This window comes from Chitinophaga niabensis (assembly GCF_039545795.1).
Classification (GTDB): Bacteria; Bacteroidota; Bacteroidia; order Chitinophagales; family Chitinophagaceae; genus Chitinophaga; species Chitinophaga niabensis_B.
This window is the reverse complement of the sequence record NZ_CP154260.1, coordinates 5,001-17,731: the sequence shown is the minus strand read 5'-3', so window position 1 is coordinate 17,731 and position 12,731 is coordinate 5,001. Positions and strand designations below refer to the sequence as shown.

12 protein-coding genes, 2 rRNA genes and 1 pseudogene (1 of these 15 only partly in view) are annotated in these 12,731 nt (G+C 45.1%); 3 read left to right on the top strand and 12 right to left on the bottom strand.

The features are described from left to right. Window positions 1–379 precede the first annotated feature (379 nt). From AAHN97_RS00080 to AAHN97_RS00040, 9 genes and pseudogenes are all read right to left on the bottom strand, one after another. Entirely contained in the window at window positions 380–889 is a 510-nt protein-coding gene (locus tag AAHN97_RS00080; RefSeq protein WP_343305552.1) for an NAD(P)H-dependent oxidoreductase subunit E, read from the bottom strand. A 28-nt stretch (window positions 890–917) separates the two neighbouring features. Then, the gene (locus AAHN97_RS00075) at window positions 918–2,132 is read right to left on the bottom strand and encodes an NADH-quinone oxidoreductase subunit D (RefSeq protein WP_343305551.1); all 1,215 of its coding nucleotides are present in this window, start codon (window positions 2,130–2,132) and stop codon (window positions 918–920) included. A gap of 25 nt (window positions 2,133–2,157) precedes the next feature. Then, window positions 2,158–2,682: an NADH-quinone oxidoreductase subunit C gene (locus AAHN97_RS00070; RefSeq protein WP_343305550.1), complete on the bottom strand. Its 525-nt coding sequence runs from the start codon at window positions 2,680–2,682 to the stop codon at window positions 2,158–2,160. Between the two features lie 19 nt (window positions 2,683–2,701). After that, window positions 2,702–3,265 carry an NADH-quinone oxidoreductase subunit B gene (locus AAHN97_RS00065; protein WP_343305549.1) on the bottom strand — a complete coding sequence of 188 codons (564 nt, stop codon included), beginning with the start codon at window positions 3,263–3,265 and terminating at the stop codon, window positions 2,702–2,704. A 67-nt stretch (window positions 3,266–3,332) separates the two neighbouring features. Continuing rightward, a complete protein-coding gene (locus AAHN97_RS00060) occupies window positions 3,333–3,728 on the bottom strand; it encodes an NADH-quinone oxidoreductase subunit A (protein WP_074240343.1) in 396 nt (131 codons plus the stop codon). Between the two features lie 374 nt (window positions 3,729–4,102). Then, window positions 4,103–5,851 (bottom strand): tetratricopeptide repeat protein, encoded by a 1,749-nt coding sequence (locus AAHN97_RS00055; RefSeq protein WP_343305548.1) that lies wholly within the window; start codon window positions 5,849–5,851, stop codon window positions 4,103–4,105. Between the two features lie 309 nt (window positions 5,852–6,160). Next, a complete protein-coding gene (locus AAHN97_RS00050) occupies window positions 6,161–6,673 on the bottom strand; it encodes a hypothetical protein (protein ID WP_343305547.1) in 513 nt (170 codons plus the stop codon). Further along, on the bottom strand, window positions 6,648–7,886 hold the full coding sequence (locus tag AAHN97_RS00045; RefSeq protein WP_343305546.1) for a tetratricopeptide repeat protein: 1,239 nt from the start codon (window positions 7,884–7,886) through the stop codon (window positions 6,648–6,650). Before AAHN97_RS00045 ends, AAHN97_RS00050 begins: the two co-directional genes overlap by 26 nt. A 37-nt stretch (window positions 7,887–7,923) precedes the next feature. Next, a pseudogene (locus tag AAHN97_RS00040) lies at window positions 7,924–8,792 on the bottom strand (substrate-binding domain-containing protein). Between the two features lie 602 nt (window positions 8,793–9,394). Here AAHN97_RS00040 and AAHN97_RS00035 point away from each other — a divergent pair. From AAHN97_RS00035 to AAHN97_RS00025, 3 genes are read left to right on the top strand one after another with little or no spacing between them, the layout of a single operon-like run. Continuing rightward, complete coding sequence (locus AAHN97_RS00035; RefSeq protein WP_343305545.1) at window positions 9,395–9,826, top strand: low molecular weight protein-tyrosine-phosphatase; 432 nt, start codon at window positions 9,395–9,397, stop codon at window positions 9,824–9,826. A gap of 31 nt (window positions 9,827–9,857) precedes the next feature. Beyond that, the gene (locus AAHN97_RS00030; RefSeq protein WP_343305544.1) at window positions 9,858–10,856 is read left to right on the top strand and encodes a histidine--tRNA ligase; all 999 of its coding nucleotides are present in this window, start codon (window positions 9,858–9,860) and stop codon (window positions 10,854–10,856) included. A gap of 35 nt (window positions 10,857–10,891) precedes the next feature. Then, complete coding sequence (locus AAHN97_RS00025) at window positions 10,892–11,200, top strand: His/Gly/Thr/Pro-type tRNA ligase C-terminal domain-containing protein (RefSeq protein ID WP_343305543.1); 309 nt, start codon at window positions 10,892–10,894, stop codon at window positions 11,198–11,200. 109 nt (window positions 11,201–11,309) lie between these two features. On the opposite strand, the gene AAHN97_RS00020 is transcribed toward AAHN97_RS00025, so the two are convergent. The 3 genes from AAHN97_RS00020 to AAHN97_RS00010 all read right to left on the bottom strand — a co-directional run. After that, window positions 11,310–12,266 (bottom strand): SDR family oxidoreductase, encoded by a 957-nt coding sequence (locus tag AAHN97_RS00020; protein ID WP_343305542.1) that lies wholly within the window; start codon window positions 12,264–12,266, stop codon window positions 11,310–11,312. Window positions 12,267–12,399: 133 nt separating this feature from the next. After that, window positions 12,400–12,511 (bottom strand): 5S ribosomal RNA (gene rrf, locus AAHN97_RS00015). A gap of 90 nt (window positions 12,512–12,601) precedes the next feature. Next, window positions 12,602–12,731, bottom strand: a 23S ribosomal RNA gene (locus tag AAHN97_RS00010); it runs 2,753 nt beyond the window's last position.

The window sequence follows — 12,731 nt, the reverse complement described above, 5'->3', positions numbered from 1 at the left end:
TCGGAACAGGATTATTTTACCAGCTTTTTTTTATTCTGTTCAGCCGCCGTTGTGTCACTCACTTGTACGGTTGTTGCGCTATTCGGCGGATTGGTGTTGTTGCTGTTTCTCATTCACAGCTGTTCTGCAGGCTGATGCTTTTTGATGGCTTCCATCTCTTTGCATTCATTGATGTTCCATCACCACACTCACTCCTCTTCACTGCACCTGCTTTCACTTTTCTGATGCTTCCATCTCTTCATTGATGTTCTATCACTGCACACACTCCTCTTCACTGCACCTGCTTTCACTTTCCTGATGCTTCCATCTCTTCATTGATGTTTTATCACTGCACTCATCCTCTTCACTGCATCTGCTTTCACACTTCTATTCTCCTCCTTTACACTGCAGCCGCCTCACCAGCCTTAGCCCTGCACTCCGCGATGATCTCATCCACTTTTGCTTTGGTGAGATGCTCCCTGAAGTGTTTACCTAACTGCATCATCGGCGCATAACCACAAGCCCCGAGGCACTCCACTGTCTTCAAAGTAAAAAGCCCGTCAGCCGTTGTTTCACCATTACTGATCCCCAGTGTTTCTTTGATATACGCAACAATATTATCAGAACCATTCAACATGCAGGGCCCTGTATGGCATACCTCGAACAGATATTTACCAACAGGTTTCAGATTGTACATGGAGTAAAAGGTAGCCACCTCATACACTTCAATCGGTTCTATCTGCAGCAGCGATGCCACATAATCCATCGACTCCGCACTCAGCCAGCCGCCGAACGATTCCTGCGCCAGGTGTAACACCGGCAGCAGTGCACTCTTCTGCTTCCCTTCCGGGTAGCGTGCTATGATCTCTTTTACTTTATTCAGCTTCTCTTCAGAAAATTGAACGGCCATTTATAAAACTTCTTTATTGTTATTCTTCTTAAGCATCCAACTCACCCGCAATCAGGTTCAGCGAACTCATACAAATGATCGCATCACTCAGCATCGCTCCCTGTACCATCTCAGGATATGCCTGGTAGTAAATGAAACAAGGCCTGCGGAAATGCAAACGGTATGGGGAACGTCCGCCATCACTGATAAGATAAAAACCAAGTTCACCATTCGCACCCTCTACAGGATTATACAGCTCACCAGGTAAAATATCAGTTTCACCCATCACAATCTTAAAGTGATAGATCAGCGCTTCCATCTTCGTGTATACATCAGATTTATCAGGGAGGTAATAGGCCGGAACATCCGCATGGTAAACATCTTCTGGCAGTGACTTCAGTTTATCCATCGCCTGACGGATGATATGGAGACTTTGCCATTGTTCCGCATTACGCACCAGGAAACGGTCGTATGTATCACCGGTAGTACCTACAGGAATAGAGAATTCAAAATCCTCATAAGAACAATATGGATTAGCGATGCGCACATCGTAATCCACACCGGTAGCCCTTAAATTAGGACCGGTAAAACCGTAGTTCATAGCCCTTTCAGCAGTAATGCCACCAACACCCTGGGTACGTTCCATGAAAATACGGTTACGGGTAAAGAGGTTTTCAAACTCCTTCAGCACCGCAGGATATTCCGCAAGGAATTTCTCGATCTTCTGGAAAGCAACCGGTGTAAAGTTCCTTTCAAAACCACCTACGCGGCCAATATTAGTAGTGAGGCGGGAGCCGCACACTTCTTCATAAATTTCATATACCAGCTCACGGTACTGCATTACATAGAGGAACCCTGTAAAGGCCCCGCTATCCACACCAATTACAGAATTACAGATCAGGTGGTCCGTAATACGTGCCAGCTCCATGATGATCACGCGCAGGTAATCTACCCGTTTGGGGGTTTGGATGCCCAGCAGTTTTTCCACCGTCAGGTGCCAGCCCATATTATTAATAGGAGCCGAACAATAGTTCAGCCGGTCTGTTAATGGTGTGATCTGGTAATAAGGTCTCCGCTCTGCTATCTTCTCGAAAGCACGATGAATATAACCCACAGTAGGCGTGGCGGACACAATGCGTTCGCCATCCATTTCCATAATATTCTGGAACACACCGTGCGTGGCAGGGTGTGTAGGACCCAGATTGAGCGTGCTTGTTTGCTTCTCTATGGAACCGTCTGGTAATTTTATATGTTGCTCTGACATATCCTGGCTAAATAAAATTCAAAATTTAGATCCCTGCTGTGTTTCCTCCACGGCCAAACATCTCATCGTCTTTATCCGTTCTGCTCTGGTCTTCCAGCGGAAATTCCTTACGCATCGGGAAGTAATCCATCTCGTCCACATTCAGGATGCGGATCAGGTTTGGATGACCTACGAAATCAATACCGAAGAAATCATACGTTTCTCTTTCCATCCAGTTAGCGGAAGAAAAGATCTGCGTGGCCGTGAACACCTGAGGTGTATTTACATCCGTAAACACCTTGAAGCGCAAACGCACATTATCAACAAAATTATGCAGGTGGTACACTACAGCCAGCTCAGCCCCCTTTTGATCAGGATAATGCACTGCCGTAAGATCAGAGAGAAAACGAAATTGCAGGTCCTGTTCATCATAAAGGAACTGCATCACTTTGAGGTTGATCTCCTTGGAGGCATGAAAGCTCATCATCCCGAAAGACTCCTCGAAATTGGTAATTGCATCGCCAAACTTCTCTGCCAGCCTGTTTTTTATATGCTCGTTCGTCAAAGACATGTATAAGCTATTAACTTTTCTATTGTATTCCGTAGGAATTCATCAACTCCTGGTACCGGTCTGAATGGCGGCGGCGTAAACTTTCCTGCCCAACCAATTCCTGTATACGCATGAACCCGTCAATGATCGCTTCAGGGCGTGGCGGGCATCCTGGTACATACACATCCACCGGTATCACCTGATCAATACCCTGCAGCACAGAGTAGGTATCAAAAATACCGCCGCTGCTCGCACATGCACCCACAGCAATTACCCAGCGTGGCTCTGCCATCTGCAGATACACCTGGCGTAATACAGGGGCCATCTTCTTCGCAATAGTACCCATCACCATCAGCAGATCGCACTGCCGGGGTGTGAAGCCTAAACGTTCAGAACCAAAACGGGAGATATCGTAGTGAGCGGCCATGGTGGCCATAAATTCAATACCACAACAGGATGTGGCAAACGGTAATGGCCAGATGGAGTTGCTCCTTGCGGCACCAATTACCTTATCAAATGAAGTAGCGAAAAATCCTTCGCCGGTATACCCTTCCGGTATTTCTACCAGCTTCACCTTGTCGTTAAACTGAACAGGACGAGACATAATCTTTACCCTCCTTATCCCCCTGCGTTAACAGGGAGAATTTTATAAATAGTTAACTTAATCCTGACTAATCTTCCCAGCGCAATGCTCCCTTCTTGATAATATAGAAGAAACCGGCCATGAAGAAACCTACAAATGCCAGTACAGCCCAAAAACCATCCCAACCTAAAGCCTTAAAATTAACAGCATAAGGGTAGAAAAAGATTACCTCCACATCGAATAAAACGAAAAGGATAGCCGTGAGGAAGTACTTAACCGCCACTGGCTGACGGGCATTACCCATTTGTTCAATACCACTCTCAAAATTCACCAACTTATCGCTGGTTTTCCGCTTAGGACCTAAAAAATGGGTGGCAATCATCGTAACGCCAACAAACCCCAAGGCTGCAATCAGTTGCAAAACGATAGGGAAATAACTAAAAGGAGTACTGCTGGCAGTCAAAAATTCAGAGGCAAAAAACATAAGCTTCCCAATATAATTGTCCGAAAGCGCAAAAATACTGCAAGAAATGCATAAATCAAATCCATGACGGGGGAAAATCTAATCTTTTTTTTGTATATGTAATATAATCAGATATGATTGTTTGGGTTTCCGGGGTTTCCAAATGCATAGTTGTTTGGGTATGACAATTCCTAAACAATTGAGCGTAAAGCACTAACAACAAAAATGCCTCCGGTAGTAACCGGAGGCACCTAAAAATAAGTTACTGAAATATAGTTACTTGGCTTTGCTCTGCTTTTTGTTTTGGCGGAGCATTCTTACCGTATTCTTACTACATTCTTACAGCTCAGTTTTACTGGCTGGCTTTTGTTTTAGCCGGGCATTCTTACCAGATGCTAACTGCTGGCTTTTGCCTTTGCCGGAGCACTTGTTTTGGCCGGGGCCGAATTCTTATTGCTCAGGTTATCCTTGATCTGTTTAATAGGTTCACTATTCGGATCAAGCGGCAAAAGCTTATCCATGTACTTCTGCATATTGGTTTTATCGTCCTTGTTATAATAGTATACCATCAGGTAAGTATATGCTTTTACCAGCCCGGCCTTGTTCTTTTGGCTATCCGCTTCCGCCATGGAAATATACTTCTCAAAATAAGGAAGCGCCAACCCGGTTTTAGCCTCCACATCCTTACCTGCAGACGTCATGCCCTGCCAGTAATGGCCCGTGGTCAGTTCCGGATAGTTGGAGGACAGTTTGGCAAATGCCTCCGCTGATTTGTTCAGCATATTGGTATCCGTAGTGTTACCTGCAGAAGCACGGTAATAATTAAACCCTACATTAAAATAATCCACTGCAGCAGGTTTCTCTTTCAGCTCCGTTTTCAGATCAATATACTTTTGATACCATTCTGCCGCTTTATCATATACGCGGGCTGCATTAAAGGCCTTAGCCACACCTTCATACCTGTCCAGGTCTTTTAACGTATCCGAAGCAGCAAATTTCTCAAGATAGGTTAAAGCCTTCTGGTCAATTTGCTCCTGCTGAGCAGAATCCTGGTATTTGATACGGCCATAGATTTCACTACCCAGTTTAAAATCAATGGGTTCCAGTTTATCTTCTCCTGTTTTCTGGGCATATTCATCAAAGGCCTGCTTTGCATTCAGCGAATCCCCCTTTTGCAGGTAAGCATCCGCTATCATACGGTTCAGTTTTGTTTTATAGGAATCATTAGCCTGGGGTATCAGGGTTTTTGCCTTGGCGATCGCGCCATCAAAGTCTTTGTCAAAGAACATAATGGAAGCGAGGTAATATTCATTTTTGATACGATCTCCGGGATCAGAAAGGCTCAGGTACTTCTGCAGATTTTCCTTAGCCTTGGGTAAAGAGAACTGCTGTGGTTTGGGAGTGTAGTAAAACTGATACAGTTCGTAGAACACCGGAGCATAATTAGGGTCCAGGGTGGCCGCTTTCGCATAATCCCCTACCGCCTGCTGCAAAAGCTTGGCATTGTAGTTCACATGTCCCTGTTTCATCACTGCTTCTGCATTATTGGCTTCCAGCTCAAGGGCTTTCTCATATGCTGCAATGGCTTTACCGCCATTTTCACCACCCAGGGAGCGATAAGCGTCTCCCAGTTCTATGTAATCCGCCGCAGTGGCATTATACACATCCCGCTTTTTAGCCCCTTCATTATTCATTAACACCGTCATGGTGGTCAGCGCATAATTCCTGTCGCCTCCTTTCACTTCTGAATTGGCATCTGCTATGGCACGCGCCACTTCTCCATTTTTACCTTTTGTAGCGGTGGTAGCGGCATCGAACTTCTGGCGGGCAGCGGAAGCGTTGCCATTCAGCAGGTCCATGCGGCCCATACCTGCCGTCAGCAATGGAGAATTGGGAACTGCCTGCAATCCTTTCTGGAATGCTGCGGTTGCCCCTTGTTTATTTTCCAGGCCAAGTTCAGAGATCCCCAGATAATAATAACCTCTATCCTCCGTAGGTTTAGCGGCAATCACCTTCTCGAAATCCTGCTTTGCTCCGGCGTATTTACCGTAGTAAAGCTTCTTAAGTCCATCCTCTATTGACTGAGCCATGACCCCGCTGGCCAGGAACAGCAAGGCTATTAAAGTGCTGATACGCTTGTTCATGGGTTTTAGTTTTAATCCGTAAAATACATACCGGAGTCAGTTTAGTTTACAACCGGTATAGGTTACTCGTATAAAAAACATGCCAGAAAGAGAGCGAAGTCCGGCAAATTGGGGGCTTACTCTTCACTGAATTTACTCATTTCTAACGGTAAAAACAATGCATGAAAAGTTAAATCTGCGGGACGGAGGAAGGCTATTGGAAAAGAAATAGTTACCTATTCTATCACAGAAAAGGGCTGTTTAGCCATAAAAAAAAGGCAGCGCTCATGAGCGCTGCCTTTTACCGGATCTATTATCCTATAATTCTATTTATTTGCTGCCTTTAGAAGCAGGTGTCTTAGCGGCGGTACCACCACCAGAAGCTGCTTTGTTGGTAGACTCAAGATATTCCTTCACCTGGCGAACAGTTTCATTGGCCGGGTCAATAGCTACCAGTTTGTCCATGAAAGGCTGCATAGAGGCTTTATCATCCTTGTTGTAATGATACAGCATCAGGTAAGTGTAAGCATTCGTAAGATTCCTTTTGGATTTTGCTTCATCTTCAGGTTTGATCATGGAGATGTATTTTTCAAAAGGCTCTTTCGCTTTACCTTCCTTAGCCTGCTGATCAACTGCAAAGTTGCTCATGCCTCTCCAGTAAAATCCGTTTGCCTGAGTAGGATACTTGGTAGTGAAATCTGACCAGGTAGAATCTGCTAAAGCATATTGCTGAGAATAGTACTCATAAATACCTTTAAAGAACTGGTCTTCAATGGCACGGGGATTGTCTTTTACAGCCAGTGTTCTGCCATACCATTTAGCAGCTTTCGCATAGTTGTTCATCCTTTGAATGCCTCTGCAATACCACGGAATTTCTCTGCATCTTTTGCAGTATCCGCTTCTGCATATTCTCCAGGTAGTTACCTGCCTGCAATGTGAATTGCGCCTGAGTAGCAGAATCTCCGGATTTCAATTTTGCGTAAATAGCACTCAGGAGTTTCAGATCGTTGAGTTCGAGTTTTGCCTCCCCTAAGACCTTGGCACGCTCATCCATTATTGTTTTTGCAGCGAGAGAATCTCCCTTTTGCAAATGAGCATCAGCAGTCAGGTGCGTCAGTTTCGTTTTATACACTTCATTGGCACTGGCCATCAGCGCTTTAGCCTTGTTGATAGCCGCATCGTAATCCTTTTGGAGGAAAGACAGGGCTGCAAGGTAGTATTCGTTCTTTGCTTTGTCTGAAGGATCACTCACTTCTACATACTTTTGCAGGTACTTAGAAGCATTTGATGGAGAGTATTGATCCTTTTTCAGCGTGATGTAGAACTGGTAAAGCTCAAAATAAGCAGGAGCATAGTTTGCATCCATGTTAGTAGCTTTCGTCCAGTCACCTACAGCCTGCTGCAGCAAACGTGCGTTGTAGTTTACAAGCCCTTGCTTCATTACAGCTTCGGCGTTGTTAGGATCCAGTTCCAGGGCTTTTTCGTAAGCGCCAATGGCTTTACCGCCATTTTCACCACCCAGGAAACGGTAAGCATCGCCCAGCTCGATATAATCAGCCGCAGTAGCGGTGTACATTTGTTTTTTCTTACGGCCTTCGTTATTCAGCAGCTTCTCCATAGTGGTCAGTGCATAACCACGGTCTCCCGTAACAATTTCACTGTTAGCATCTGCAATAGCGCGGGCAACGTCTCCATTACGGCCTTCTGAGGCAGTGCTGGCAGATTCAAATTTTTGCTTTGCTTCAGCATTTTTGCCGTTCAGGAGGTCAATACGACCTAAACCTGCAGTCAGCAGTGGGGAAGCAGGTACTGCAGCAAGACCTTTTGTAAAGGCTGCGGCTGCGCCATCGCGGTTTTCCAATCCCAGCTCAGCTATACCGAGGTAATAATAAGCGCGGTCATCCGTTGGTTTGGCGGCTATCGCCTTTTCAAGGTTCTGTTTCGCGGTTTGGAATTTGCCATAGTACAAATCCTTCAAACCATCTTCCACAGATTGTGCCATGGCCCCGTTGGCTATGCAGAGCATGGCTACAAATAAACTTTTCCTTCTGTTCATGAGCAATCCGGTTTTAGTTGTGTTTTATCAGTATTTATTATTTCAAAGTAGCTTCCCGGAAGACAATATTCAGTCTTGCAGGATACAATTTAAACTTACCTATCAGGAGTTGGCCTTCCTGACCGCCGAGGAAAGTGGCAAACCCCGCGCCCAGGCCCTGATAAGGTTCTTTCAAGATATAAAACATGCCGCGTGTCAGCGGGTATGATTTCATTCCAATGTAAAATTGATACGGCTGCACAAAATCAGTATAACCATCCGCACGTAATTTCACTGTAGTCACCTGCTTTGTAAAATCAATCGCTGTTGAATCATTTGTATCTGAGATCCAGTTCACACCTATTACACCGATCGCATTCTTATTCTTGGATACGTAATCGATCACCTCAGGATTCGTTTTCGCAGCCATGGTAGTAGCTGGTAAAGGTTTACCCTTATTGATGGAATCACGGATAAAACGTACCGTGCTGGAATTCTGATTGTCAAATACAATCTGCCATGGCTTATCTCCTTCTCCCACCATGATCTTGCGCACCTGGTCCATCGTAAGGATGGAATCCGGGTTAGCGTGGTTCACGATCAGCGCTATCGCATCAGTTGCCAGCTTCAGACTTTGCGGGCGGATCTTTTCCTTTTGAAATATTCCTTCTCCTCGTCTTTCAGTTCCCTGGTAACAATGATCATTCTGGCACTATCGCTGAACAGATCTTTAAAACAATCTGCCTCAGGTTTGTATTCAGCAATGATCTTTGTTTTCGGGTATAAAGATTGAAATACTTTGATCTCTGAATCTAAAAGCGGTTTGTAAGTCTCATCTACAGAAATATGAATAGTTCCTGAAGTGGGCGTATCCTTCTCTTCTCCGTTAGAAGTTGATCCTGAATTACAAGCTGCTACAACCACCATGCCACTCATGGTTGCAAATAAAATCCTCATCCAGTTTTTAGTTCTTAAAAACATACGCACTGTCTGTCTAATGGTGACGAAATAATAGGATCAAAAAAATAATTGTTTAACTCCCCTGTACACACGAAATAATCCATACGCACATAAAATACCACCGAGTGCATAAAGTACTTCCGGTGATAAAGAAAGTTGGCCTAAGCCTAACCGCTCGGAGAAAAGTGCATATAAGCCGAAGGCTATAAAAATACTCCCCTGATCAACTCGCCCATTGGACGATAAGATACATTCATTCGTTTGTTCCTGTGTTCGTTCTCCTGTTGCATGGTGGCAAATTACAAGTATACAAAAAAAATTGTTTTCTGCTAGTCATAGAAACTTATTCGTTTGTTAAAAAATCTTCAGCAGTCTTCATTTTAGAGATGCATTGCTTCCCTGTTTCCATATTACAGCAAAGTTTTAACATATGCAATTGTACGAGAATGCATTATAGACTTCCCTGAAAATTCGGTAGGTTTGCGGTCAGAAAAATGAGGAGGAAGCGGTGCCAGCAAGGAAAATAAGCCGCTGGTTACCAGCCGTTTACTCTTCCAGAAACAGCAACAATGAAGATATTGATGGTTTGCCTCGGCAACATTTGCCGGTCTCCCCTTGCTGAAGGCATTCTCCGCCATATGGCCGCACAAAAGCATTTAAACTGGGAGATAGATTCCGCCGGCACCGGAAACTGGCATGTGGGAGACCCGCCAGACGCCAGATCAGTGAAAGTGGCCAGGCAGCATGGCATTGATATTTCAGGGCTAAGAGGCAGGCAGTTCAATGCGGGCGACTTTGATACTTTCGACCGGATCTATGTGATGGACCTGGACAACTACCGGGATGTGCTGCGCAAAGCCCGGAGTAATGCAGACCGCGAAAAGGTACAATTATTGCTCGAACACCAGCAGCCGGTACCAGACCCCTGGTACGATGATGCACTGTTTGAGCCTGTCTTCAACCTGATCCACAATGCCTGTGAACGCATTGTAAATCAGTAAAATATTATATTCAAATTCATTCCTGATCATAATGGCAAAATTAAGTATCCCCGCAGGTACACGAGATTTCGGGCCGGAAGTGGTACGCAAGCGCAACTATATTCTTGCAACCATCCGCAAAACATTTGAACTATACGGCTTCCAGCCGCTGGAAACACCAGCTATGGAAAATACCTCTACGCTGCTCGGAAAATACGGGGAAGAAGGAGACCGCCTCATTTTTAAGGTGTTGGACAATGGGGACATCCTTGGCCGTGCTCAACAGGCAAAAGACAATCGGGAACTGAGCTTATTACTCTGCGAAAAATCTTTAAAATACGATCTCACCATTCCTTTTGCCCGTTACGTGGTGATGAACCATGGCAAACTGGTACTACCCTTTAAGCGTTACCAGATCCAACCGGTATGGCGGGGAGATAAACCTCAACGTGGCCGCTACCGCGAGTTCTACCAATGTGATGCTGATGTGGTGGGAAGTAATTCCCTTGTCAATGAAGTGGAATTGCTGAAGATCTATGATACAGTACTCACTGATCTTGGCATGAAAGATTATCAGCTGAAGATCAACAACCGTAAGGTGCTGGCAGGATTGGCAGAACTCGTGGGCCGTACAGACCTGATGATCGATATCACCATTGCTATTGATAAATTGGATAAGATCGGCGATAACGGTGTGCGGGAAGAATTGGCCCAACGCGGTCTGCAGCCAGCAGAGATAGATACAGTCATGGCTTTTATTGCTGTTCAAGGCAGCAATAAAGAGAAACTGGAAAGGCTCTCCATATTACTCGCCAACTCTGAAACAGGGTTGAAAGGAGTAGAAGAGTTACGTTATGTATTAAACGGTAAACTCGCCACCTTCAATTCCGAACCACTCATTGACCTCACATTAGCACGCGGCCTCAATTATTATACAGGTATGATCGTAGAGGTAAAAGCTCCTGCGGGAGTGAATATGGGCAGCATAGGCGGTGGTGGCCGTTATGATGACCTTACGGTTTATTCGGTTTACCGGGCATTTCAGGTGTAGGTGTTTCTTTTGGCGTAGATCGTATCTACGATGTATTGGAAGAACTGCAGTTATTCCCCGCTGCTGCCCAGCAATCTACACAGGTAATTTTTTTCCATCCGGGAGAAGCCAGACTGCCGGAGGTTTTCAAATATGTGAGCCAGGTACGTGAACGGGGTATTGTAACAGAACTATTCACAGAAGATATCAAACAGGACAAACAATATAAATACGCAGAGAAGCGTGGCATTCCCTTTATCGCATATGTAGAAGACAATGCGCCGGATACCATCTTCATCAAAAATATTCCCTTAAAGCAAAGGTTCACGATCAAGCCGGAAGAGCTGGCGGACTTTGCCTTCTGATAAAATGGCCCGGATAAAGTATCCGGGCCATTTTTGTTTAAAAAAAAGCGCTGTGAACACAGCGCTTTATCGTAACTAAACAATAAACATATGTCTGTAGTATTATCTTTTATTCCCAGGCAGTAGACCCTATCTTTTTGCCAGATAAGAACCGCCAGTAACTGTAAAATTCATCGTCACATTCTTTGTATTTATAGTCAGGAATGATCTTCGCCACATAATTCTTCCAGTGAGGTATATTCCCGTCAATATCTATAAATCCATATTCATCTGAAAGGTTCCAGGAACTGTACACCCTGCCGGTTTTCTCAAATACATCCGGATCAGCCGCCAGTGCTGCCACTGCGCGCCCAACGAAATAAGGTGTCTCAGATGCGATGAAATTAGGATCCACCTTAGTCCCATCCTGCCAGTTCTCCTCTGTTACCCCAAAATGCTCCAACATGGCCTCAGATCTCAGAAAACCAGGGGTCACGGCAACGGAAGTAATATGATGCTCTTTCAGTTCCTCTGCCATTCCAAAAGCAAGGCGGATAATGGAAGTTTTCACCAGGTCATAGAACAAGTGTCCGCGATAAAAGAATCCATCCCCATCTGTTATCTCTACGATCAATCCGTTCTTTACGGGGAGCATTAATGGAATGGCATATTTACTGGTCAGGATATGCGTATGCACAGCCTGCTGCAGCATCTTAAATCCATTAGAAAGATCTTCTTCCCAGAAAGACTTACCCCATTGCATAAGTGCATCTCCTCCCCACACATCATTCACCAGGATATCCAGTTTTCCCTGTTCTTTCGTAATACGTTCAAACAGGGCTGCTACCTGTGCTTCATCACTATGGTCCGTTCTCGCAGGAATGCCGGTGCCTCCTTTTTCAGTGACCATTTCTGCAGTCTCTTCAATGGTCTCCGGGCGATTACTGCCAGATGCCAGGTTTCCGCGGGTACTTCTGCCGGTACAGTAAACCGTGGCACCTGCTTCTCCGAGCATACAGGCTATACCTCTGCCAGCACCGCGTGTAGCGCCTGCTACAACAGCTATTTTTCCTTTTAGTGGTTGCATATGTGTGTTTGGGTTGGAATGTAAAAGTGCGGAGCGGGTACGCAGTGTATCTGCGTAATGATGGGGTGGTTAACGTAAAGGGGTATAAAAACAAAAGAGCCTTACCGAATGAACGATAAGGCTCTTTAAATAAACATGGCAGCTACCTACTCTCCCGCATGATAGTGCAGTACCATTGGCCATGAGGGGCTTAACTTCTCTGTTCGGAATGGGAAGAGGTGAACACCCTCGGCAAAACCACCATAAGATCTTGTATATCTCTAGTCTTGACGACAATAATTTACATATTGGGAAGTTGTAAAACAATGCTCTTTGCAGAGCAGGGAACGAATAATAAAATTAAAGCTTACGGGCAATTAGTACTACTCGGCTTCGATATTACTATCCTTACACCTGTAGCCTATCAACGTCGTAGTCTCCGACGGCCCTAAAAGTAAACTCATCTCGAGGTAAGTTTCACGCTTA